The sequence below is a fragment of the Sphingomonas sp. BK069 genome, from assembly GCF_014193405.1.
Taxonomy (GTDB): domain Bacteria; phylum Pseudomonadota; class Alphaproteobacteria; order Sphingomonadales; family Sphingomonadaceae; genus Sphingomonas.
This window is the reverse complement of the sequence record NZ_JACHZH010000001.1, coordinates 781,251-802,970: the sequence shown is the minus strand read 5'-3', so window position 1 is coordinate 802,970 and position 21,720 is coordinate 781,251. Positions and strand designations below refer to the sequence as shown.

Here is a 21,720-nt window from a genome sequence, read left to right as displayed (position 1 = left end):
GCGATGGCGCGCCGCGATCCTCGCCTTATCTTAGGCGGATGATCCGGGTCGTCCACCATCCCGCCTATGTCACCGAGGCACCCGCGCGCAGCACCTATCGCTGGGGCAAGAACGGCGCCATCCGCGACCTGCTGCTGGAGCGCGGCGCCGCGGTAACGTGGCACGAGCCAGCGGCGATGCCGCGCGACTGGCTCGAAGCGACGCACGATCCCGACTATGTCGCGGAGGTGCTCGCCGCCGCGGTGCCGCGCGAGAAGGAACGCCGCATCGGCTTTCCGGTAACCGAGCTGGTGGCGCGTCGCGCCGCTCTGGTGCCGGGTGGCACTTATCTGGCGGCACGGCTGGCGCTGGCGCACGGCTTCGCCGCCAACACCGCCGGCGGCAGCCATCACGCGCTGTCGACCACGGGCGCAGGCTATTGCGTGTTCAACGACCTCGCGGTGGCGGCGGTACGGCTCGCCGCCGAGCGCGCGGCGGAGCGAATCCTGATCGTCGACGTCGACGTCCACCAAGGCGACGGCACCGCCGCGCTCACCGCCGGCCATGCCGGGATCGCGACCTATTCGATCCATGCCGAGAAGAACTTCCCGGTACGCAAGGCGTGCTCGACGGTGGACGTGGCGTTGCCCGACGCCATCGGCGACGACGATTATCTGGCGCGGCTGGAGGAGACGCTGGTGCCGTTGCTCGACGAGGTGCGGCCCGACCTGATCCTCTACCAGGGCGGGGTGGACCCTTATGTCGATGACCGTCTCGGGCGACTCGCGCTCAGCGACGTTGGACTGGCGCGGCGCGACCGGCTGGTGGCGGGTCTGGCGCTCGCGCGTGGCGTGCCGCTGGCGAGCACGGTGGGCGGCGGCTACGGCGACGACGTGATGGCGATCGCGGCGCGCCACGTCGCGGTGATCGAGCGGCTGGCGGCGATGTACGGAGGAGCTGGGTCACTGGCGTACGGGCGCCCCGCTGCTGGTCGCCCACAGGCCCCACCATCCTCCGTCATCCCGGACTTGGTCCGGGATCCACCCTCCCGCGAGAGCGGCGGCTTCGGTGTACGCGGCGCCGTGGATCCCTGAACAAGTCCGGGATGACGGAGAGGTGAGGAGGGCAGGAATGCTGACGCGATCGAGGGGCCCGGTGCCCCCGCACGCGCGAAATCCCGCCTGGTTCCGCCGCAAGCGCCCGCAGCCGGATGACAATCGCGCGACAGTCGCTATATGCGACCGCGCACCAGGCGAGCCTCCGCACATGCTGACCACGAACCCGTTCGACGACGACCATCTGCACGAGGAGTGCGGTATCTTCGGCGCCTCCGGCTCCGAGGGCGCCGCCGCGCTGGTGGCGCTGGGGCTGCACGCGCTGCAGCACCGCGGCCAGGAGGCCGCCGGCATCACCAGCTTCGACGGCCACGACTTCCACACGCACCGCGCGATGGGCCATGTCGCGGGCAATTTCGATCGCGACGACATCATCCGCGCGCTCGCGGGCGACGTCGCCTGCGGTCACGTGCGCTACTCGACCACGGGCGAGACCGCGCTGCGCAACGTCCAGCCGCTTTACGCCGAGCTCCAGTCCGGCGGCTTCGCGATCGCGCACAACGGCAACATTTCCAACGCGATGCGGCTGCGGCGTGAGCTGGTGCGGCGCGGCTCGATCTTCCAGTCGACCTCGGACACCGAGACGATCATCCACCTCGTCGCGACCAGCCAGTATCGCACCTTGCTCGACAAGTTCATCGACGCGCTCAAGCAGATCGAGGGCGCTTACTCGCTGATCGTGATGACGCCTGAGGGCATGATCGCGTGCCGCGATCCGCTCGGCATCCGCCCGCTGGTGATGGGTCGCCTCGGCGACGCGGTGATCTTCGCCTCGGAGACGGTCGCGCTCGACGTGGTCGGCGCCGAGTTCGAGCGCTCGGTCGAGCCGGGCGAGCTGGTGATCGTGCAGAACGGGCAGGTGCGCTCGATCCGCCCCTTCGCCAAGCTGGCGGCGCGGCCCTGCATCTTCGAGTGGGTGTATTTCTCGCGCCCCGACTCGATCGTCGACGATCACTCGATCTACTCGGTGCGCAAGGAGATCGGCGCGCAGCTCGCGATCGAATCACCGGTCGAGGCGGACCTCGTCATCCCGGTGCCCGACTCGGGCGTGCCCGCCGCGATCGGGTATGCGCAGCAGTCGGGCATCCCGTTCGAGCTCGGCATCATCCGCTCGCACTATGTCGGGCGCACCTTCATCCAGCCGGGTGACAAGGTCCGTCACCTCGGCGTGAAGCTGAAGCACAACGCCAATCGCGCGCTGATCCAGGGCAAAAAGGTGGTGCTGATCGACGATTCGATCGTGCGCGGCACCACTAGCCTCAAGATCGTCCAGATGATGCGAGAGGCCGGCGCGGCCGAGGTGCATATGCGCATCGCCTCGCCGCCGACGCGGCACAGCTGCTTCTACGGCGTTGACACGCCCGAGCGCGCCAAGCTGCTCGCGGCCAAGCACGACCTCGGCGGGATGACCGACTTCATCCACGCCGACAGCCTGGCGTTTGTCTCGATTGACGGGCTCTACAAGGCGCTGGGCGAGAGCCACCGCGCCGATATTCGCCCGAAATATTGTGACGCCTGCTTCACCGGCGACTATCCCACCACGCTGACCGACCATGACGAGAGCAGTTCGGTCGACCAGTTCGCGATTCTGGCCGAGCGGGTGAACTGATCGTCGTGACGAAGCCACTGACGGACAAGCTCGCGCTGGTCACCGGCGCGAGCCGCGGCATCGGCGCTGCCACCGCGATCGCGCTCGCCGCGGAGGGGGCGCATGTCGTCCTCACCGCGCGCACCGCCGCTGGGCTGGAGGAGGTCGAGCAGGCGATCTTCGACGCCGGGGGCTCGGCGACGATCGCGCCGCTCGACCTCGCGCAGAGCGACTCCATCGCGCGGCTCGCCAGCGCGGTCGGCGAGCGATGGGAGGCGCTCGACGTGCTGGTGCTCAACGCCGCGATGCTGGGCTCGCTCGCCGCGGTGCCTGCGATCGACGCGAAGGAGTTGGCGCAGGTGCTGACGCTCAACGTCTCCGCGCAGGTGGCGATGATCCAGGCGTTCGACCCGATGCTGCGCCGCTCGGCGGGCGCGCGGGTGATCGGGGTGACCTCGTCGGTGGCGCGCACGCCGCGCGCCTATTGGGGCGCGTATGGCGCGTCCAAGGCCGCGTTCGAGACGCTGCTCGAGGCCTATGGCGACGAGATGGCCGAGGTGAGCAGGGTACGCGTCGCCGTGCTGGACCCGGGCGCGACGCGGACCAAGATGCGCGCGCGCGCCTATCCGGGCGAGGACCCGGCGTCGGTCAAGCCGCCCGAGGCGGTCGCGGCGCGGATCGCGGCGCTGGCGATCGACGGGTTCGAGCCGAACCACCGCGAGGGAAGCCTGTCCACTCGTCTTCCGCGGACGGACTGACCGGCCGCAGGCGCCGCCGTCACCCGGTAGGCGCCACGATTGATCCTGGAACGGCTCCAAATTTGCGCGGGGAAAGAGGGTGAGTTTCGACCTTGCGCTCGCCCCAGCGCGGATCGGCCGGCCAGGCCCACGCCCCGGTTGCACCGCGCCGCCGCGCGTGTAGACGCTGGGCCATGGACCTCGACCCGGCCGCCGCGCTCAAGGCGCTCCAGAGCCGCAACTTCGGCGGGCACAGCGCGAGGCTGGGCATCCGCTACCACGATCGCGGACCCGACTGGGTCGAGCTCGCGCTGCCCTTCTCGCCCGACCTGATCGGCGACGAGGACAGCGGCGTGCTCGCCTCGGGGCCGATCATCGCGTTGATGGACGTGGCGACCAGCATCGCGGTTTGGCAGCGCATCGCCGCCTTCGCGCCGCACGCCACGCTCGACCTGCGCATCGACTATCTCCGCCCGGCGCGCCCCGGCCAGACCGTGATCGGGCGCGCCGAGTGCCTGCGCGTGGCGCGCTCGATCGCCTTCACCCGCGGCATCGCGCACGACGGCGATCTCGCCGACCCAGTGGCGCATGTCGCGGCCACCTTCATGGTGCCGAGCGGCACCTACCCCAAGGTGGCGCCGTGACTCTCCCGCCCTATGCCGAGCTGCTCGGCGCGACGCTCGAGTTCGGCGCCGACGGCGCGCCGCTGATCGTCATGCCGTTCGGCGAGGATGTCGTCGGGCGACCGGGCTTCCTTCAGGGCGGCGCGATCTCGGGGCTGCTCGAGGTCGCCGCGATCGCCGCGCTGCGCCACGCGCTGGCGGAGGAGGGCGGCGCGCGCGTCAAGCCGATCAACGTCACCGTCGACTTCATGCGCGGCGGGCGCGATCACGTCACCCGCGCGGCGGGTACGATCACGCGCCTGGGCACGCGCGTCGCCAACGTCGAGGCAGTGGCGTGGCAGGACGATCGCGCCCGCCCGATCGCGGCGGCGCGGATGAACTATCTCATCGAGCGCGACTAGGCCCGCGATGACCCCGCCGCTCGAGCCCGCGGTGCTGCTGCCGGCCTTCGCGCCCTATCTCGACGTCGCCGGCATCGCGGTGTTCGCCGCCTCGGGCGCGCTGGCGGCGGCGCGGCGCGCGCAGACGCCGGTGACGCTCGCCTTCTTCGCGCTGGTCACCGGCGTGGGCGGGGGCACGGTGCGCGACCTTCTGATCGGCGCGCCGGTGTTCTGGGTGCATGACGCGCGCGTCGCCGCGGTGTGCCTGGTGATGGCGGCGGTGATCTGGGCAACGCCCGAGCGCTGGTGGCGCGGCGCCGCGCTCGACTGGTTCGACGCGGTCGGGCTCGCCGCCTATGCGGTGTACGGCGCTGCCAAGGCGCTGGGCTATGGCGTGCCGCCGGTGCCCGCCGCACTGATGGGGGTGGTGACCGGCTGCGTCGGCGGCATCATCCGCGACGTGCTCGCGGGCGAGCCTTCGATCCTGATGCGTCCCGAGCTGTACGTCACCGCCGCGGCGCTGGCGGCGGGGCTGCACGTCGCACTGCGTCAGCTCGGCGTGCCGCCGCTGGTCGCGGCGAGCGTGTCGGCGAGTGCGGGCTTCGCGCTGCGCGCCGCCGCGATCCGCTGGAAGCTGGCGCTGCCCGCCTATGGGGAGCGGGACTGACCTGATCGCCGATGGATCAGCCGCGTATTCAGGTGCTCCAATTGACGCGACGGACAATCAATCGCCAGCCGTCCCGCGCTCACCTGCCCCGCGCGATACGAAACAGGCTTGAGGGCGGCGACGCTCAATAGTCCAGCGGGTAGAGTGCCGCGGCGATCTGGCGCTCCTCGGCGCGCAGCACGCCCCAGGCGCGCGCGGCGGCGCGGCTGTCCATCGCCTCGATCCCGATCCCGCGGGCGTCCAGCGCCACGGCCAGCGCCTTGGGGGCGCGGCGGAGCGCATCGCCCGTGCCGAGCAGTAGGAACTCGATCGGGCCGTCCAGCAGCGGCGCCAGCGCGATCTCGTCGAGCGCTTCCAAGGCCGGTGGCGACCAATTGTCGGCGCGCGTCGCGGTGAGCAGCAGCGCGGGGTAGACTCCCATCGTCCCATCGGGTGCGTCGACCCGGTAGCCGCCCGCACCGAAGCCGCGAACCAGCGGCCCCGGCGCCGGCCGCTCCCGGTCCATCCGCATCAGCTGCGCGGTCCGACGCGCTCGGCATTCTCCATGCCGCCGCGCTTCGGCGTGGCGCCGCCCTCGGGTTCTGCGCGCAGGCCGAGCGAGATCAGCAGCGACGACGAGACGTAGATCGACGAATAGGTGCCGACCACGATGCCCAGGATCATCGCCGCGGTGAAGCCGCGCAGCACGTGGCCGCCGAGGAAGAGCAGCGCCAGCAGCGCCAGCAGGATCGTCACCGAGGTCATCACCGTGCGGGGCAGCGTCTCGTTCACCGACAAGTTGATGATCTCGCGCATGTCCATCTTGCGATAGCGGCGCATGTTCTCGCGGATGCGATCGTCGATCACGATCTTGTCGTTGATCGAATAGCCGATGATCGTCAGCACCGCGGCAACGATGTTGAGATCGAACTCGAACCGCGTGATCGCGAAGAAGCCGAGCGTCATCAGCAGGTCGTGGACGATCGCGACGATCGTCGAGACGCCGAACTGCCACTCGAAGCGGAAGATCGCGAACAAACCGATGCCGAGGATTGCCAGCACCACCGCGAGCACGCCGTTGCGGATCAGCTCGTCCGACACCTTGCCCGACACGGTCGAGTAGCGGAGGAAGGTGCTGCCCGGGAACTTGGCGGCGAGCGCGCCCTCCACCTTGCGCACCGCGGCGTTGGTGGCGCCCTCGTCGCCGCCCTTCTGCACGGGCAGGCGGATCGTCAGCGTCTTGCCGTCGCCGATCGGCTGGATGTTGGCCTCGCCGAGCCCCTGCGAATCGACCGTGGCGCGCACCGCCTCGATCGCGGGCGGCTGCGCGAACTTCTCCTCGATCATCAGGCCGCCCTCGAAGTCGACGCCGAAGTTGAGGCCCTTGTAGACGGTGAGGCCGACCGCGAGCACGCTGAGCAGCAGCGTCAGCGCGAAGGCGACGCCGCGCAGCCGGACGAAGTCGATGTTGGTGTCGTCGGGGACGAGCTTGAGCAGTTTCATAGTACCTCGTCACCGCGGAGAGCGGGTGCCGTGCGAAGGATCATCGTGAGCCCGCGGGCGAGCGTCGCCGCCCTCATATGTTGATCGTCTTGGGCTTGTTGCGACGCAGCCAGCCGGCGACGAGCATGCGCGTGAAGGTCACCGCGGTGAACACGCTGGTGGCGATGCCGATCAGCAGCACCACCGCGAAGCCCTTCACCGGGCCGGAGCCCAGCAGGAACATGATGATGCCGGAGATGGCGTGGGTCACGTTTGCCTCGAAGATCGTGCGGCTCGCCTCCTTGTAGCCTAGCTCGACCGCCTGGACGACCCCGCGCCCGCGGTGGCGCTCCTCGCGGATGCGCTCGTTGATCAGCACGTTGGCGTCCACCGCGGTACCGATCGTCAGCACGAAGCCGGCGATGCCGGGCAGTGTCAGCGTGCCGCCGATCAGCGCGAGCACGCCGAGGATGACGAACACGTTGATGACGACGGCGAGGTTCGCGTAGAACCCGAAGCGGCCGTAGGTGACGAGCATGAACGCCACCACCAGTGCCACCGCCACCGCGGAGGCGAGAATGCCGGCGCGGATCGAATCGGCGCCGAGATCGGGGCCGACGGTCGATTCCTCCACCACCTTGAGGTCGACCGCGAGCTTGCCCGAGCGCAGCGCGATCGCGAGCTGGTTGGCGCTGTCGACCGTGAAGCCGCCGCTGATCGAGGCGCGGCCGCCGAGGATCGGCTCGTTGATGTTGGGTGCCGAGATCACCTGATTGTCGATCACGATCGCGAACGGCCGGCCGACATTCTCCTTGGTCGCCTGCGCGAAGCGGCGACCGCCCTGGCTGTCGAAGGTGATCGCCACCTGTGGCGCGTTGGTCTCCGGCGCGAACTCCTGGCGCGCGTCGCTCAGCATGTCGCCGGTGATGATCGCCTGGCGCTTGACCGCGATCAGCGGGATACCGCCAGGGTTGCCGGGGTAGGGCAGGATCTGGTCGCCCGCGGGTGCCTCCCCCTTGGCGAGCGCCTGCGGGTCGGCGTTGATGTCGACCAGCTTGAACTCGAGCTTGGCGGTCTTGCCGACCAGCGCCTTGAGCTGCTGCGGATCCTGCAGGCCGGGGACCTGGACGACGATGCGATTGGTGCCCTGGCCGATGATCGTCGGCTCGCGCGTGCCGAGCGCGTCGATGCGCTTGCGCACCACCTCGACCGTGTCGCTCATCGCGGTCTTGATCGCCTGGTCGAGCCCCGCCTTCGTCGGCGTCAGGACGAAGCGGCTGGTGTCGACGACCTGGATGTCCCACTGGCGCTGGCCCGTCATGCCGGCGCCGGTGCCGGTGATCTGGAGCAGCCGCTCGCGCGCGGCATCTACCTGGCTGGGATCGCGCAGCAGGAAGGAGAGCTGGCCGTTGCGGCTCGATATCTCGCCGATGTCGATGCGCGGGGTCTGTCGCCGCATCTCGGTCTGCACCTGCTCGCGCATCGCCTCGACCCGCGCCGCGGCCAAGCCGTTGGTGTCGGCCTCCAGCAGCAGGTAGCTGCCGCCGGCGAGGTCGAGCCCGAGGTTGATCTGCGGCGGCGTGAAGCCGAGCCCCTGGGTGACGCGATCGGGCAGGAAGCTGGGGATCGAGAGCGACGCCAGCACCGCCAGCACGAGCCAGATGGCGGTCACTTTCCAGCGGGGAAAGTCCAGCATCTCAGTCGTTCGCCGGCTTGCCGCCGAGCGGCGTCACCTCCGCCAGCGTCGCCTTGACGACGCGGACGCGGGTGTTGGGCGCGATCTCGACCTCGACGAAGCCTTCCTCCACCTTGGTGACGCGACCGACCAGGCCGCCCGCGGTGACGACCGAATCGCCCTTCTTGACCGCGGCGATCGCGTTCTGGAGCGACTTCATGCGGCTCTGCTGCGGCCGGATCATCAGAAAATAGAAGACGACGAACACCAGCAGGAGCGGCGCCAGGCTGATGAAGCCGGCGAGGCCGCCGCCCTGGGCGGCGCCACCGGCCGTCTGCGCGTAAGCGGGAGGAATGAGCATCGGATTCCGTGCATGACATTGGGGCGGCCGAAACCCGGCCGCACGAAGCCGCTGCCGCTATCATCGCCGGGGCGTGCGCGCAACAGACGCTCGCCCCGCCACGGTGCATGCGCCGTCCGCCGCGGACCGCGCCTAGCCGCTTGCAATGGCCGGCGACCGCGCGTAGAGGCGCCCCCTCGGTCGGGGCGTAGCGCAGCCTGGTAGCGCATCACACTGGGGGTGTGGGGGTCGCAGGTTCGAATCCTGTCGCCCCGACCAATTTCGGACAGAGCGGATCGGCGGCAGCGGACGAGACGGCGTTCGCGGCGCCGCCGAGCGTCAGACCGCACTTTCCATCGATGCACGGCGGTGTCACGGCGGGCGCATGATCACGCTCTACGGCATTCCTAATTGCGACACGGTGAAGAAGGCGCGGCAATGGCTCGCCGACCACCAGGTCGCTCATACCTTCCACGACTTCCGCAAGGACGGGCTCGATCCCGCGCTGCTCGATTCCTGGATCGACCGGCTCGGCTGGGAGCCGCTGCTCAATCGCGCCGGCACCACCTTCCGCAAGCTGCCCGAGCCGGAACGCGCCGGGCTCGACCGGGCGCGCGCGAGCGCGCTGATGCTGGCGCAGCCCGCGATGATCAAGCGGCCGGTGCTGGTCCATGGCGGCGGCGTGGAGCTCGGCTTCAAGCCCGAGCGCTACGCCGCGCTGTTCGGCTGAGCCGCGTGCGCGCGCCGCGCTGGTACCGGCTGCTCGTCGGCGTGCTGCTGCTCTGGTCGGCCCTCTCCGCCTATGCCTGCGTCACCCAGCTCATGGCGGGCGCGGGCGGGGCGGCCGATCCGATGGACCGCGCGCTGCTCGCCGCACTGCCGGGCTGGTACTGGCTCGACTATGCGGTGGCGAGCTTCGGGCTGCTCGTCGGCGCGCTCGCGCTGGTGGTGCGCCGACGCATCGCGGTGCCCGCGCTCACGGTGTCGCTGGTGGCGGCGCTGATCCAGTTCGGCTGGCTGTTCGCGATGACCGACCTGCTCGCGCGGCGCGGGGCGGGGACGCTCTTCTTTCCGCTGCTGATCCTGCTGGTCGGGGCGGTCGCGCTCCAGCTCGCGCATCTCGCCGCGCGGCGCGGCTGGATCGGGTGAACGCGCCGGAGTAGCAGGGCGCATGTCCACCACCTTCACGATCGACTCCGCCACCAGCCGCGCCACCCCGGTCGCCGCGCCGATGAAGCGCGTCACCGTCCCCGCAATTCGGCAGCGCAAGGCCGCGATCGCCGAAGCGAGGGGCGAGCCGCTGGTGATGCTCACCGCTTATACCGTACGCATGGCGCAGCTGATGGACCCGCAGTGCGACATGCTGCTGGTCGGCGACAGCCTGGGGCAGGTGATCTACGGTCTTCCCTCCACCGTTCCCGTCACGCTCGAGATGATGGCGGCGCATGCTGCCGCGGTGGTGCGCGGCAGCTACCATGCGCTGGTCGTCGTCGACATGCCGTTCGGCAGCTACGAGGCGTCGCCGCAGCAGGCGTTCGAGAGCGCGGCGCGGCTGCTCAAGGAGAGCGGCGCGGCGGCGGTGAAGCTGGAGGGCGGCAGCGCGATGGCGCCCACGGTCGCCTTCCTCGCCGAGCGCGGTATCCCCGTGATGGGCCATGTCGGACTCACCCCGCAGGCGGTCAACGCGCTCGGCGGCTATGGCGCGCGCGGGCGCAGCCCCGCCGAGGCCGCCAAGATCGTCGGCGACGCGCGCGCGGTCGCCGAGGCCGGCGCGTTCGCCGTGGTGATCGAGGGCGTGGTCGAGCCGATCGCAGTCGAGATCACGAACAGCGTCGCGGTGCCGACGATCGGTATCGGCGCCTCCGCCGCGTGCGACGGCCAGGTGCTCGTCGCCGAGGACATGCTCGGGCTGTTCGAGCGGACACCGCGCTTCGTCAAGCGCTACGGCGACATGGCGGGCTATGTCGCCGAGCGAGTCACCGCCTTCGCCGACGAGGTGCGCGCGCGCGCCTTCCCCGGCGCGGACCAAGTCTACGCGCCCAAGGAGTGAACCGGGACGCGGCGGGGCGTTGCCGCTCTTTCCTCGCGCCGACCGAGTCGCTACAGCGCGGCGGTTCCCCTTCAGCCCGGAGTGATCGGTGGCTCTGACGCCGCAAAACAATGAAGCGTTCCTGCGCGAGGTCGACGACGAGCTCCGCCGCGACCAGGCGATCCACGTGTGGAAGCGCTACGGCCGGGCGATCATCGCCGCCGTGGTGCTGGCGCTCGCCGCGCTCGCGGCCTTCCTGTTCTGGCAGCACCGCCAGACGGTCGCGGCCGAGCGCGAGGGCGAGCAGCTACAGCAGGCGTTCGATTCGCTCGCCGCGCAGGATACCAAGGCGGCCGCCGCGCCGCTCGCCACGCTGAGCGAGTCGTCGCGCGACGGCTATCGCGCCGCCGCGCGCTTCACGCAGGCTGACGTGCTGCTGCAGAAGGACGATCTGCGCGGCGCCGCGGCGGCCTTCGCCAAGATTGCCGCCGACGCCTCGCTGGCGCAACCGTTCCGCGATCTGGCGGTGATCCGCCAGACCAGCGCCGAGTTCGACCAGCTCCAGCCGCAGGTGATCGTCGAGCGGATGCGTCCGCTCGCGGTGACGGGCGGGGCGTGGCTCGGCAGCGCGGGCGAGCTGATGGCGGCGGCCTATCTGCGCGAGGGGCGGCGCGATCTCGCCGGCCAGACCTTCGCGCGCATCGCCGCTGACTCGGGCGTGCCCAGCTCGCTGCGTCAACGTGCGGTTCAGATGGCGGGCGTACTGGAGACGAAGGCGCCGACCGCGCCGGCCAAGAACGCCCAGGCGCCTGCCGCGCGGGCCAAGGATGAAGGTGTGAGCAAGCGATGAGGACGAGGTTCGCGACCGGCGTGGCGATCGCCGCGCTGGTGGGGCTGAGCGGCTGCGGCATCTTCAAGAGCGCGCCCAAGAAGACGCCCACGGTCGGCCAGCGCGTGCCGATCCTGGTGTCGGAGAACCCGGCCGAGATCGACAAGGGGCTCGCCGACGTCCAGGTCACGCTGCCGACCCCGGCCCCCAACGACGGCTGGACCCAGCCGGGCGGCAGCGCGGCCAAGTCGATGGGGCACCTGCTGCTCGCCGCGTCGCCGGCGAAGAGCTGGAGCGCCGAGATCAACGGTGGCAGCAACCGCGCGCGGCTCGCCGCCATGCCGGTGATTGCCGAGAACAAGCTGTTCGTGGTCGACGTCGACGGTGTGATCAACGCCTTCGCCGCCGACACCGGCGCCAAGCTGTGGACTCGCGCGATCACGGAGGGCGACGAGAATCGCGCCGCTCGCTTCGGCGGCGGGGTGAGCTATGACGACGCCAAGGTCTATGCCACCGACGGGCTGGGCGATGTGATCGCCGCCAATGCCGCCGACGGCGCGGTGCTGTGGCGCGCCAAGCCGGGCGGTCCGCTGCGCGGCGCGCCGACGATCGCCAACGGCCAGGTCTATGTGCTGAGCCAGGACAATCAGATCGTCGCGCTCAACCAGGCCGACGGCAAGGTGGTGTGGACGCAGACCGCGAGCCTCGAGACGCAGGGCGTGTTCGGCGTTGCCGCGCCGGCGGCGAGCTCGGGCACCGTGGTGGCGGGCTTCTCCAGCGGCGAGCTGAACGCCTATCGCTATGAGAACGGCCGCTCCTTGTGGCAGGACGCGCTGTCGCGCACCTCGATCACCACTTCGGTGTCGAGCCTCGCCGACATCGACGCCGACCCGGTGATCGAGGACGGCCGCGTCTACTCGATCGGGCAGGGCGGCCGCATGATCGCGCTCGAGCTCGCCACCGGCCAGCGGCTGTGGGAGCAGAACCTCGCCGGCATCTCCACGCCGTGGATCGCGGGCGAGTGGATCTTCGTCGTCACCGATGACGCGCGGCTGGTGTGCCTGTCGCGCGCCAACGGCAAGATCCGCTGGATCAGCCAGTTGCGCGCCTACAAGAACGAGGAGAAGCGCTCGGACCCGTACAATTGGTTCGGGCCGGTGCTCGCCGGCGAGAAATTGTGGCTGACCAACTCGCGCGGCGAGCTGGTCGCGCTGTCGGTCGCCGATGGCAAGGTGCAGACCACCATCCGCGCCGGCGACAGCTTCTCGCTCGCCCCGATCGTCGCCAACCAGACGCTGTACACGCTCGACGAGAAGGGCGTGATCACCGCCTGGCGGTGATCCTCGTCCTCCCGCGTCAGCGGGAACTCACGGCCACGAACCACGGATGCTACCTGACGCTGTGTTCCCGCATGCGCAGGAACACGGCTCGCTATCCATCTAACCCAATAATGAGTAGAGCGGCCTGAACTCCCTTCCCCTCCAGGGGAGGGGCAGGGGTGGGGCGTCGCCGCGAGCGCGTTGCTGGGGGAAGCGCCCCACCCCAACCCCTCTCCCTGAAGGGGAGGGGCTCACTCGTTCGAAGCGCGCTAGGTCCCCGTCCCATGTCCCGTCTCCCCACCGTCGCGATCGTCGGTCGCCCCAATGTCGGCAAGTCGACGCTGTTCAACCGCCTCGTCGGCAAGAGGCTGGCGCTGGTGGACGATCGCCCCGGCGTGACGCGCGACCGCCGCGAGGGCGACGCGCATCTGCTCGGGCTCGATTTCCGCGTGATCGACACCGCCGGCTATGAGGACGAGGATCCTGACACACTGCCGGGTCGCATGCGCCGCCAGACCCAGGCCGCGGTCGATAGTGCGGACGTCGCGCTCTTCATGATCGACGCGCGCGCCGGGATCGTGCCGCTCGACGAGGAGATTGCACGCTGGCTGCGCGGCGCCTCCACCCCGATCGTACTGGTCGGCAACAAGGCCGAGGGGCGCGCCGCCGAGGCCGGGCTGATCGAGGCTTTGTCGCTCGGCTTCGGTGACGCGGTGCAGCTCTCCGCCGAGCACGGCGAGGGCGTCGCCGACCTGTTCGAGGCGCTGCTGCCGCACCTCGAGACGCTCGACGCGGAGGAGGCGGCGGAGGACGACGAGAGCCCCGACGCGCCGCTCAAGCTCGCCATCGTCGGGCGCCCCAACGCGGGCAAGTCGACGCTGGTCAACCGCATCCTCGGCGAAGATCGGATGATCACCGGCCCCGAGGCGGGGATCACGCGCGACTCGATCGCGATCGACTGGGTGTGGCACGGCCCCGAGGGCCCGCGCGACGTCCGCCTGATCGACACCGCGGGCATGCGCAAGCGCGCCAAGGTGCAGGATAAGCTGGAGAAGCTTTCGGTCGCCGACGCGCTCCACGCGGTCGATTTCGCCGAGGTGGTGGTGCTGCTGCTCGACGCCACGCTGGGGCTGGAATCGCAGGACCTGCGCATCGCCGACCGCGTGCTGGAAGAGGGGCGCGCGCTGGTGATCGCGCTCAACAAATGGGACGTCGCCGAGGACCCCTCGAAGCTGTTCAACGGCGTGCGCACCGCGCTCGACGAAGGGCTGGCGCAGGTGCGCGGCGTGCCGCTGCTCGCGGTCTCTGGGGCGACGGGCAAGGGGATCGACCAGCTGATCGGCGCCGCCTTCGCGACGCGCGAGGCGTGGTCGCGCCGCGTCGGCACCGGCGAGCTCAACCGCTGGTTCGAGCGCGCGATCGAGGCGAACCCGCCACCCGCGCCTGGCGGCAAACGCATCAAGCTGCGCTATCTCACCCAGGCCAAGACGCGCCCGCCGGGTTTCGTGCTGTTCGGCACGCGCGTCGACGAGCTGCCGATGAGCTACCAGCGTTACCTCATCAATGGGATACGGCGCGAGCTCGGCTTCGGCGCGGTGCCGGTGCGGCTGATGCTGCGCGCACCCAAGAATCCGTTCGGCGGCAGCTGAGCCGGAGCGCTTACCTCCTCTTTACCTCTCGGGCGCTAAGTGCTTGCGCGCAAAAGAGGAGGCGGCGCATGGCGGCAGAGGCGGAGCAACTGGTGGATCGCGCGGCACTCGCGCGCGCGCGCGCCGAGCTGGGCACCGGCTTCGCGCGTATTCTCGGCTATTTCCGCGAGGATGGCATCAAGTCGCTGAGCGCGCTTGAGGACGCGATGCGCAAGGGCCATGCCGCGGCGCTGGTCATCCCGGCCCACACGCTCAAGGGCGAGGCGCGCCAGTTCGGTGCCAACGTGCTCGCCACGCTCGCCGAGAAGATCGAGGATCACGCGCGCGCCTGCGTTGAACACCATGAATCGCCGCAGGACGCGATCGAGGACGTGGTGGCGCTGCGCCCGCTGTTCCTGCGCACACTCGCCGTGCTGGAGAGCGAGGGCGCCGCGCCCGTCGCGGTGCGGCGGCCAGGTGGGTTCGGGCGCCGGGTGGCGTAGCGCGCGAGGGGGCGTCATCTGCGGCAGGATGTGATCAGCCGGTACTCACCGTGCGACGGTCTGGATCGATCGGCCCGGCCCGGAAGAAGGCGATCGAGGCCTGCAACTGCTCGGCCTGGCGGAGCAGCGCGCGCGACGTCGCGGCGATCTGTTCCGATCCGGCGGCGGTCTGTTGCGCGGCGCTGTCCAACTGCCCGATCGCCTGGTTGATCTGGCCGGTCCCGAGATCCTGCTCACGGCACGCGGCGGTGATCTGGCCGACCAGCTCGGCGGTGCGGCCGATGTCGGGCACCAGCGTCGACAGCATGGTGCCCGCGTCCTTCGCGGTCGTGACCGTTTCTTGCGAGAGCAGACCGATCTCGACGGCGGCGGTGCGCGATCGCTCGGCCAGGTTGCGCACCTCAGCCGCCACGACCGCGAAGCCGCGACCGTGCTCGCCGGCCCGTGCCGCCTCCACCGCCGCATTCAGTGCCAGCAGGTCGGTCTGGCGGGCGATCTCCTGGACGACGGACGTCTCGCGCGCGATCCTCGTCATCGCGTCCACCGCCGTCTTCACCGCGGCGCCGCTCGCCTCAGCCTTCTCCGCCGCTCGCCGTGCGATCTCTCGCGTCTGGCCGGCGTTGTGCGCGGTCTGCTTCACGTTGGCGGCGATCTGCTCCATCGATGCCGAGGCTTGCTCGCTGGCCACCGCCTGTTCGTTCGAGCTCTCTGCCAGACGTTGTGCCGCTTGCGACAATTGTCGGCTCCCCGTGGCGACGTGGGCCGCTGCCGTCATTGTCTCGGCGACGATGGTGCGCAGCCTGGCGACCATCGTCTGCAAGGCAAGCCCCAGCGTGTCGCGATCCGATAGCGGGACCGCCGAGATGGCCAGGTCGCCCGCCGCGACCGCTCGCGCGATCTCGGCCGTGGCGGTGAGGTTGACGATGACGCCGTTCAGCGCCCTGGCGAGCTCGCCGATCTCGTCGCGGCGTCGGATGCCGTCTACGTGGATCGCCAGATCTCCCAGCGCCAGCCGCTGCATCGCCGCGACCTCGGCGTCGATCGGGACGGTGATGCTGCGCAGCGTCCACAGCCCTGCCGCGATCATCGTCACGGTCGCGGCCAACGCCACCGCCAGCGTGACGCTCCATGCCGCATCGTACGCGGCGGCCGCCCGGCTTGCATCCTCGGCCGCGGCCTCATCCTTGATATGAATGACGGTTCTCAGCCTGTCGAACGCCACCACCAGCGCGTCTCGCGCGGGCGCCACCGCCGCCACCGTCGCTCGTCGGTCGCCCCGCGACAAGGCATCAACGATCCCTTTGCGCGCCGCGAGATAGCGGTTCCAACTGTCCATCAGCGCGGAAAATGCCACGGCCTCGGTCTCGGACTGGATCGTCGCGCGGTATGATCGCAGTAACCTCGGCAAGGCGGCGTCCATCTCGACGAACTCGTCGTCGAGGCTCGCCTGCTCGAGCGGATCGGTGGCGACGATCTTTCGGATGGTGGTCGTATGATAACGTAACAGCGTGAAGCGGATGTCGTACAGCATCGCCGTTTTCGGCAAGATCACGTTCTTGGCGTTCGACGCGGACAGATAGACCTTGTCGATCCGGCTCAAGGTAAAAAGGCTCAGGCCTGATAGCGTCGTGACCGCCAGTCCGATCAACAGGGAAAGCTTGGTCGAGATCCTCATTCAAAAGTCCTGTTAGGACGACATTGGTCTCGCGGACAGAGGCGCGGTTTAGAGCAGGGCGCCGCTGGAAGCAGGTCATGCACGCGCGACCGCGACGTTGGTCTGCTCCATTATAGACGCATGTCTCTCCGCGCCGTCGATCCAGCCGGAAAAGATTGCTCCGGATTAAGACCGCTGCGTGACGGACGGCGGAGCAGCACATGCGTCGATCGAGAAGCACCTGCCCACACCGTTCGGCTCAAACGGTTCTTCGAGGTAAGTGGGAGGACGAGCGGAGAAGGGACACGTGTCGGCCGGAGCACTCCCGGAACAGCGATCACGTCGCGCATGATCGCCTGACCAGCGCCACGCTGATCGGCTGGCGCGATCGTGATCGAGGTCGATGGGGGAGCGCAAGGGGACGAGCGTCGCGATCGGCCGGCGCGGCTCGCGACCAAGGCGGGCGGCGCGCCGCCCTCGTCGATGCGAGCCACCCGCCATGGTGTTGCTGGTGGGAACGTTTTCCCTCTCGGCAGTCGTGGTGATCGACCTCAGAACCGGAGCCAGCGCGAGATGAGCCTCATCCCTTCAGGTAAGGTGCCGCGCCGCTCTCGGGCTTGTCATGCTCGCTCACCGAGTTGAGCTGGATGTAATTGTGGATACCCATCCGCTCGATCATCTCGAACTGGCGCTCGAGCGTGTCGACATGCTCTTCCTCGCTGGCGAGGATGTTGGCGAACAACTCGCGGCTGACGAAGTCCTTGACCTCCTCGCAGTAAGCGACCGCCGCCTTGAGCTGCGTGACCGCCTCGATCTCCATCGCGAGATCGGCTTTGAGCGCTTCTTCCACCGTCTCGCCGATGCGCAGACGACCGAGCAACTGGAAGTTGGGCAACCCGTCGAGAAACAGGATGCGCTCGGCCAGCCAGTCGGCGTGCTTCATCTCGTCGATCGATTCGTGGCGCTCGAATGCGGCGAGCTTGTAGACGCCCCAGTGATCGAAGAGGCGATAGTGCAGCCAATATTGATTGATCGCGGTCAGTTCGTTCTTCAACGACTCGTTGAGGAACTCGATGACCTTGGGATCGCCCTTCATGCCAGTCTCCACTATCCGGAACGGCACGGCGATAGCCCCGAATGGGGGAGGAAGGAAGCTGAAAGTCCGTCGCGCGACGGCGACTATTTGCTGCGACCGCTACGCAGCCGCACGTTCTTCATCGATGATTGCGCGAGCAAATTGAACACATTGGCCGCATTTCGGCGAGCGCCCGAGGCAGCGATAGGCTTGGCAGGGGGTGGCAGCACCGGATCGCGCAGCCTCGCGCACCTGGCACTCCTTGATGGCATTGCAGACGCAGACGACCATGCGGTCTCCTTCCCGGCTGCGACTCGATCTACCCGAGTTGAGAACGGCTCGCAAGGGAAATGAGACGCGTTCGCATCTAGCGGCGGCGAAGCGGCTGGACCTTGCCGCGCGCGATCGACCGCCAGAGCCACTCCGCCGGTCCATAATGGAAGCGCGCGAGCCAGAGTGGCGACCATAGCAGAAGCAGCGCCCAGAGCGGCGGCAGCAGCGCATAGGCCTCGGCGCGGCCCCAACGCGCGAACTGCCCCAGTCCCCAGCCGTAGAAGACCGCGGCGAGCATGAGACTCGACAGCAGATAGTTGCTCAGCGCGCTGCGCCCCAGCGCGGCGAGCCGCTCGCCCGCGCGCGTTCCCGGCAGCCAGCGGAGCAGCAGCGCGGCATAGCCCGCGACCATCGGGGCATGGATCAGCGGCCCGAGCGCGAAGGAGGCGGTGAGCACCGCCTCGAGCGCGAAGCCGCGTGCGATGCCGTGGCGCGCGAGCGCCAGCTGGGCCGCCAGCCCGAGTGGCAAGGTCAGTGCGGCTACCGCGACGTAGCGGCGGCGCGACCAGGCGCCGGTGGCGAAGCCGCTGCGATAGGCCGCCATGCCGAGCAGCATGTAGCCGAGCGTCTCCGGCCCGTTGGCGAGCAACCCGCCGAGCGCGCCGGCGTCATGTCGCCAGCGCCATGCGATGCCGTCCGCCAGCGACCCACGCAGCGCCGCGATCTCGCTCGCCAGCAGCGGAGCGGGTGGACGGCCGAAGCTCTGCTCCAGCGCGGCGCGCGAGGCGGGCAGCGCGGCGGCCTGTACCAGGCCAATCCCGCCGATCGTCGCCACCAACAGCGCGGCCATGGCGGCGAGCAGCAGGACACGGGCCGGCGCGTGGACGAACAGGAGCGCGGCGACGCCGACCAGGGCATAATGGTGGAGGATGTCGCCGTACCACAGTAGGTACAGATGCGCGGCACCGATCAGGTAAAGCACGCCCATGCGGCGGAGGTGGACCGCGGCGCCGTTCTGCCCCGCCGCGTCGGCGCGCTCCACCACGAGAAGCAGCGAGGCGCCGAACAGTGCGGCGAACAGCCCGCGCATCTTGCCCTCGACGAGCACGAAGGTGAGGGCCCAGGCGGTGAGGTCGGCGGGTCCGGTGCCGCCCGCGGCGAGCGGGGTGAAATAGGCCGCCTGCGGCAGCGCGAAGCCGGGCAGGTTGGCGACGGTGATCCCCAGCACCGCGACGCCGCGCAGGATATCGAGCGCGGCGAGGCGGTTGGCGTAGGACATGGCGATGGCGTGCTAGGCGCGCGGCGCGGGGCTGGCAACGTTGGTGAGGACGGACTTATTCCTCCCCGGCACGGGGAGGGGACCGCCGGCCGCAGGCCGGTGGTGGAGGGGGCTCTCCGCGCAGCGCAGCGCTCGTGGAGCCCTCCTCCACCAGCCCTCGGCTGCCCTGCAGATGGAATTGCCCCCGGCAATACCAGCCATGTCCGGGGGACATGGCGACCTGCACGACCATCTCCGCGAGCGCGGAGGATCTCCTCAGATCGCCTCTTCGCCCGCCATCAGCTTGGGGAAGAAGCCCTCGTGCGCGGCGCGCAGCTGGTCGAGCGGCACGCAATAATCGCCCTCGCGCAGCTCGAAGATCACGCGCGTGCCGATCGTGCGGCCGAGCGGCTCGGCCTCCACGCCGGCGTCGAGCGCGGCCTGGAGGAAGTCGAGCAAAGCATGGTCGTGCACTGTCACGACATAGACGCCCTGCTCCTCGGCGAAGAGCGCGGCGGCGGTGTCGTACGGCAAGGCGCGATCGATCATCGCGCCGACGTTGCCCGCCAGCGCCATTTCCGCGATCGCCACCGCGATCCCGCCGTCGGCAACGTCGTGCACCGCGCCGAGATGCCCCGCGTCGATCTGCGCGCGGATGAAGTCGCCGGTGCGGCGCTCCGCCTCCAGGTCGACGCGCGGCGGCGGCCCTTCCTCGCGCCCGTGCAGCTCGCGCAGCCACAGCGACTGGCCGAGATCGCCGCGGCGCGTCCCGACCACGACGATGACGTCGCCGGTCTGCTTGAACGCGATCGTCGCGCTCTTCTGCCAGTCCTTGAGCAGCCCGACGCCGCCGATCGCGGGTGTCGGCAGGATCGCCGAGCCGCCGCCCGTCGCCTTGCTCTCGTTGTAGAGGCTGACGTTGCCGCTCACGATCGGGAAGTCGAGCGCGCGGCACGCCTGCGCCATGCCGTCGAGGCAGCCGGTGATCTGGCCCATGATCTCGGGGCGCTGCGGGTTGGCGAAGTTGAGGCAGTTGGTGATCGCCAGCGGGGTCGCGCCCACCGCGGTGAGGTTGCGCCACGCCTCGGCCACCGCCTGCTTGCCGCCCTCGACCGGGTCGGCGAAGCAGTAGCGCGGGGTGCAGTCGGTCGTCATCGCCAGCGCCTTGTCGGTGCCGTGGACGCGCACCACCGCGGCGTCACCGCCCGGGCGCTGCACCGTGTCGGCGCCGACCATGTGGTCGTATTGCTCCCAGATCCAGCGCCGGCTGGCGATGTCGGGCGAGCCCATCAGCGCGAGCAGGTCGGCCGCGGGATCCTTGCAGTCAGGAATATTGACCAGCGCCTTGGCGGGCGGGGTGGGGACGTGCGGGCGATCGTACAGCGGGGCATCGTCAGCGAGCGGCGCGAGCGGGATGTCGCACACGGTCTCGCCCTGCCACTTGAGCACCATGCGCCCGGTGTCGGTGACATGACCGATTACCGCGAAATCGAGTTCCCACTTCTCGAAGATCGCGCGCGCGAAATCCTCGCGGCCGGGCTTGAGCACCATCAGCATGCGCTCCTGCGATTCGGAGAGCATCATCTCGTACGGTGTCATGCCGGTCTCGCGCTGGGGCACGTCGTCCATCACCAGCTCGATGCCGACGCCGCCCTTGCTCGCCATCTCGACCGAGGAGGAGGTGAGCCCCGCCGCGCCCATGTCCTGGATCGCGACGATCGCGTCCGACGCCATCAGCTCGAGGCACGCCTCGATCAGCAATTTCTCGGTGAACGGGTCGCCGACCTGGACGGTGGGTCGCTTCTCGTCCGAGTTCTCGCCGAAATCGGCCGAGGCCATGGTCGCGCCGTGGATGCCGTCGCGTCCCGTCTTGCTGCCGACGTAGACGATCGGATTGCCGACGCCCGAGGCGGCCGAGTAGAAGATCTTGTCGGTGTCGGCGACGCCCACGGTCATCGCGTTGACGAGGATGTTGCCGTCATAGGCGGGGTGGAAGTTCACCTCGCCGCCCACCGTCGGCACGCCGACGCAATTGCCGTAGCCGCCGATGCCGTGGACCACGCCCGAGATCAGGTGACGCATCTTGGGATGGTCGGGCCGGCCGAAGCGCAAAGCATTGAGGTTCGCCACCGGGCGCGCGCCCATGGTGAAGACGTCGCGCAGGATGCCGCCGACGCCCGTCGCCGCGCCCTGATACGGCTCGATGTACGACGGGTGGTTGTGGCTCTCCATCTTGAAGATGACGGCCTGGCCGTCGCCGATGTCGACCACGCCCGCGTTCTCGCCCGGACCGCAGATCACCTGCGCGCCCTCGGTCGGCAGCTTCTTGAGGTGGATGCGGCTCGATTTGTAGCTGCAATGCTCCGACCACATCACCGAGAAGATGCCGAGCTCGACAAGGTTGGGCTCGCGGCCCAGCGCGTTGAGCACGCGCTCATATTCATCGGGGGACAGGCCGTGCTCGGCGACGATCTCGGGCGTGATGGCGGTCATGGCCGCGGCGCATAGCGGCTGCGCGCGGCGGTGGCCAGACGGTGTGGGGGGATGAGCATGCTCGATCGGTGCCGTGCTCCTAAGCAGGCAGGAG

At 69.6% G+C, this 21,720-nt stretch carries 22 protein-coding genes and 1 tRNA gene; 14 read left to right on the top strand and 9 right to left on the bottom strand.

All coding sequences use genetic code 11. From position 1 onward, the window contains the following. Nucleotides 1–38: 38 nt before the first annotated feature. The 6 genes from FHY02_RS04095 to FHY02_RS04070 all read left to right on the top strand — a co-directional run bounded on the left by FHY02_RS04095 (nucleotide 39) and on the right by FHY02_RS04070 (nucleotide 5,089). Nucleotides 39–1,073, top strand: a complete 1,035-nt coding sequence (locus FHY02_RS04095) for a histone deacetylase (RefSeq protein ID WP_183920604.1) — start codon at nucleotides 39–41, stop codon at nucleotides 1,071–1,073. Between the two features lie 172 nt (nucleotides 1,074–1,245). Continuing rightward, nucleotides 1,246–2,703 (top strand): amidophosphoribosyltransferase, encoded by a 1,458-nt coding sequence (gene purF / locus FHY02_RS04090; RefSeq protein ID WP_183920603.1) that lies wholly within the window; start codon nucleotides 1,246–1,248, stop codon nucleotides 2,701–2,703. A 5-nt stretch (nucleotides 2,704–2,708) separates the two neighbouring features. Further along, nucleotides 2,709–3,440, top strand: coding sequence for an SDR family NAD(P)-dependent oxidoreductase (locus FHY02_RS04085; RefSeq protein ID WP_183920602.1), 732 nt, complete (start codon nucleotides 2,709–2,711; stop codon nucleotides 3,438–3,440). Between the two features lie 173 nt (nucleotides 3,441–3,613). Then, nucleotides 3,614–4,063 (top strand): PaaI family thioesterase, encoded by a 450-nt coding sequence (locus FHY02_RS04080; RefSeq protein ID WP_183920601.1) that lies wholly within the window; start codon nucleotides 3,614–3,616, stop codon nucleotides 4,061–4,063. After that, nucleotides 4,060–4,443, top strand: coding sequence for a PaaI family thioesterase (locus FHY02_RS04075; RefSeq protein WP_183920600.1), 384 nt, complete (start codon nucleotides 4,060–4,062; stop codon nucleotides 4,441–4,443). The genes FHY02_RS04080 and FHY02_RS04075 overlap by 4 nt, the downstream gene beginning before the upstream one ends. Nucleotides 4,444–4,450: 7 nt before the next feature. Then, entirely contained in the window at nucleotides 4,451–5,089 is a 639-nt protein-coding gene (locus FHY02_RS04070) for a trimeric intracellular cation channel family protein (RefSeq protein ID WP_183920599.1), read from the top strand. A 124-nt stretch (nucleotides 5,090–5,213) separates the two neighbouring features. On the opposite strand, the gene FHY02_RS04065 is transcribed toward FHY02_RS04070, so the two are convergent. The 4 genes from FHY02_RS04065 to yajC all read right to left on the bottom strand — a co-directional run bounded on the left by FHY02_RS04065 (nucleotide 5,214) and on the right by yajC (nucleotide 8,586). After that, nucleotides 5,214–5,600 carry an Mth938-like domain-containing protein gene (locus FHY02_RS04065; protein WP_183920598.1) on the bottom strand — a complete coding sequence of 129 codons (387 nt, stop codon included), beginning with the start codon at nucleotides 5,598–5,600 and terminating at the stop codon, nucleotides 5,214–5,216. After that, nucleotides 5,600–6,571, bottom strand: a complete 972-nt coding sequence (secF, locus tag FHY02_RS04060) for a protein translocase subunit SecF (RefSeq protein ID WP_183920597.1) — start codon at nucleotides 6,569–6,571, stop codon at nucleotides 5,600–5,602. Before secF ends, FHY02_RS04065 begins: the two co-directional genes overlap by 1 nt. A 73-nt stretch (nucleotides 6,572–6,644) precedes the next feature. Then, entirely contained in the window at nucleotides 6,645–8,246 is a 1,602-nt protein-coding gene (secD, locus tag FHY02_RS04055; protein ID WP_183920596.1) for a protein translocase subunit SecD, read from the bottom strand. Nucleotide 8,247: 1 nt separating this feature from the next. Further along, nucleotides 8,248–8,586, bottom strand: a complete 339-nt coding sequence (gene yajC, locus FHY02_RS04050) for a preprotein translocase subunit YajC (RefSeq protein WP_183920595.1) — start codon at nucleotides 8,584–8,586, stop codon at nucleotides 8,248–8,250. 181 nt (nucleotides 8,587–8,767) lie between these two features. Here yajC and FHY02_RS04045 point away from each other — a divergent pair. The 8 genes from FHY02_RS04045 to FHY02_RS04010 all read left to right on the top strand — a co-directional run bounded on the left by FHY02_RS04045 (nucleotide 8,768) and on the right by FHY02_RS04010 (nucleotide 14,873). Next, a tRNA-Pro gene (locus tag FHY02_RS04045) sits at nucleotides 8,768–8,844 on the top strand. Nucleotides 8,845–8,950: 106 nt separating this feature from the next. Next, on the top strand, nucleotides 8,951–9,295 hold the full coding sequence (locus FHY02_RS04040) for an ArsC family reductase (RefSeq protein WP_183920594.1): 345 nt from the start codon (nucleotides 8,951–8,953) through the stop codon (nucleotides 9,293–9,295). Nucleotides 9,296–9,300: 5 nt separating this feature from the next. Next, on the top strand, nucleotides 9,301–9,714 hold the full coding sequence (locus FHY02_RS04035) for a hypothetical protein (protein ID WP_183920593.1): 414 nt from the start codon (nucleotides 9,301–9,303) through the stop codon (nucleotides 9,712–9,714). Between the two features lie 22 nt (nucleotides 9,715–9,736). Beyond that, entirely contained in the window at nucleotides 9,737–10,615 is an 879-nt protein-coding gene (gene panB, locus FHY02_RS04030) for a 3-methyl-2-oxobutanoate hydroxymethyltransferase (protein WP_183920592.1), read from the top strand. A gap of 88 nt (nucleotides 10,616–10,703) precedes the next feature. Next, nucleotides 10,704–11,444, top strand: coding sequence for a tetratricopeptide repeat protein (locus FHY02_RS04025; RefSeq protein ID WP_183920591.1), 741 nt, complete (start codon nucleotides 10,704–10,706; stop codon nucleotides 11,442–11,444). Further along, the gene (locus FHY02_RS04020; RefSeq protein ID WP_183920590.1) at nucleotides 11,441–12,763 is read left to right on the top strand and encodes a PQQ-like beta-propeller repeat protein; all 1,323 of its coding nucleotides are present in this window, start codon (nucleotides 11,441–11,443) and stop codon (nucleotides 12,761–12,763) included. Before FHY02_RS04025 ends, FHY02_RS04020 begins: the two co-directional genes overlap by 4 nt. A 263-nt stretch (nucleotides 12,764–13,026) precedes the next feature. Next, nucleotides 13,027–14,391, top strand: a complete 1,365-nt coding sequence (gene der, locus FHY02_RS04015; protein WP_183920589.1) for a ribosome biogenesis GTPase Der — start codon at nucleotides 13,027–13,029, stop codon at nucleotides 14,389–14,391. 68 nt (nucleotides 14,392–14,459) lie between these two features. Continuing rightward, on the top strand, nucleotides 14,460–14,873 hold the full coding sequence (locus tag FHY02_RS04010; RefSeq protein WP_183920588.1) for an Hpt domain-containing protein: 414 nt from the start codon (nucleotides 14,460–14,462) through the stop codon (nucleotides 14,871–14,873). Between the two features lie 34 nt (nucleotides 14,874–14,907). Here the strand turns inward: FHY02_RS04010 and FHY02_RS22840 are convergent, their stop codons facing one another. The 5 genes from FHY02_RS22840 to purL form a co-directional block, all read right to left on the bottom strand. Continuing rightward, on the bottom strand, nucleotides 14,908–16,548 hold the full coding sequence (locus tag FHY02_RS22840) for a methyl-accepting chemotaxis protein (protein WP_183920587.1): 1,641 nt from the start codon (nucleotides 16,546–16,548) through the stop codon (nucleotides 14,908–14,910). Between the two features lie 559 nt (nucleotides 16,549–17,107). Further along, nucleotides 17,108–17,623 carry a bacterioferritin gene (gene bfr, locus FHY02_RS04000; protein WP_183920586.1) on the bottom strand — a complete coding sequence of 172 codons (516 nt, stop codon included), beginning with the start codon at nucleotides 17,621–17,623 and terminating at the stop codon, nucleotides 17,108–17,110. A 99-nt stretch (nucleotides 17,624–17,722) separates the two neighbouring features. Beyond that, nucleotides 17,723–17,893 (bottom strand): bacterioferritin-associated ferredoxin, encoded by a 171-nt coding sequence (locus tag FHY02_RS22835; protein ID WP_132909171.1) that lies wholly within the window; start codon nucleotides 17,891–17,893, stop codon nucleotides 17,723–17,725. A 76-nt stretch (nucleotides 17,894–17,969) separates the two neighbouring features. Continuing rightward, nucleotides 17,970–19,154 (bottom strand): DUF418 domain-containing protein, encoded by a 1,185-nt coding sequence (locus FHY02_RS03995; protein WP_183920585.1) that lies wholly within the window; start codon nucleotides 19,152–19,154, stop codon nucleotides 17,970–17,972. Between the two features lie 255 nt (nucleotides 19,155–19,409). Continuing rightward, a complete protein-coding gene (gene purL, locus FHY02_RS03990) occupies nucleotides 19,410–21,626 on the bottom strand; it encodes a phosphoribosylformylglycinamidine synthase subunit PurL (protein WP_183920584.1) in 2,217 nt (738 codons plus the stop codon). Nucleotides 21,627–21,720: the final 94 nt, after the last annotated feature.

What these genes read in the sequence shown, in the direction of transcription:
- FHY02_RS04095 (WP_183920604.1), top strand. Translation starts at nt 39, where the DNA reads ATGATCCGGGTCGTCCACCATCCCGCCTATGTCACCGAGGCACCCGCG.
- purF (WP_183920603.1), top strand. Translation starts at nt 1,246, where the DNA reads ATGCTGACCACGAACCCGTTCGACGACGACCATCTGCACGAGGAGTGC.
- FHY02_RS04080 (WP_183920601.1), top strand. Translation starts at nt 3,614, where the DNA reads ATGGACCTCGACCCGGCCGCCGCGCTCAAGGCGCTCCAGAGCCGCAAC.
- FHY02_RS04070 (WP_183920599.1), top strand. Translation starts at nt 4,451, where the DNA reads ATGACCCCGCCGCTCGAGCCCGCGGTGCTGCTGCCGGCCTTCGCGCCC.
- FHY02_RS04065 (WP_183920598.1), bottom strand. Translation starts at nt 5,600, where the DNA reads ATGCGGATGGACCGGGAGCGGCCGGCGCCGGGGCCGCTGGTTCGCGGC.
- secF (WP_183920597.1), bottom strand. Translation starts at nt 6,571, where the DNA reads ATGAAACTGCTCAAGCTCGTCCCCGACGACACCAACATCGACTTCGTC.
- secD (WP_183920596.1), bottom strand. Translation starts at nt 8,246, where the DNA reads ATGCTGGACTTTCCCCGCTGGAAAGTGACCGCCATCTGGCTCGTGCTG.
- yajC (WP_183920595.1), bottom strand. Translation starts at nt 8,586, where the DNA reads ATGCTCATTCCTCCCGCTTACGCGCAGACGGCCGGTGGCGCCGCCCAG.
- FHY02_RS04040 (WP_183920594.1), top strand. Translation starts at nt 8,951, where the DNA reads ATGATCACGCTCTACGGCATTCCTAATTGCGACACGGTGAAGAAGGCG.
- panB (WP_183920592.1), top strand. Translation starts at nt 9,737, where the DNA reads ATGTCCACCACCTTCACGATCGACTCCGCCACCAGCCGCGCCACCCCG.
- FHY02_RS04020 (WP_183920590.1), top strand. Translation starts at nt 11,441, where the DNA reads ATGAGGACGAGGTTCGCGACCGGCGTGGCGATCGCCGCGCTGGTGGGG.
- der (WP_183920589.1), top strand. Translation starts at nt 13,027, where the DNA reads ATGTCCCGTCTCCCCACCGTCGCGATCGTCGGTCGCCCCAATGTCGGC.
- FHY02_RS04010 (WP_183920588.1), top strand. Translation starts at nt 14,460, where the DNA reads ATGGCGGCAGAGGCGGAGCAACTGGTGGATCGCGCGGCACTCGCGCGC.
- FHY02_RS22840 (WP_183920587.1), bottom strand. Translation starts at nt 16,548, where the DNA reads ATGAGGATCTCGACCAAGCTTTCCCTGTTGATCGGACTGGCGGTCACG.
- bfr (WP_183920586.1), bottom strand. Translation starts at nt 17,623, where the DNA reads ATGAAGGGCGATCCCAAGGTCATCGAGTTCCTCAACGAGTCGTTGAAG.
- FHY02_RS22835 (WP_132909171.1), bottom strand. Translation starts at nt 17,893, where the DNA reads ATGGTCGTCTGCGTCTGCAATGCCATCAAGGAGTGCCAGGTGCGCGAG.
- FHY02_RS03995 (WP_183920585.1), bottom strand. Translation starts at nt 19,154, where the DNA reads ATGTCCTACGCCAACCGCCTCGCCGCGCTCGATATCCTGCGCGGCGTC.
- purL (WP_183920584.1), bottom strand. Translation starts at nt 21,626, where the DNA reads ATGACCGCCATCACGCCCGAGATCGTCGCCGAGCACGGCCTGTCCCCC.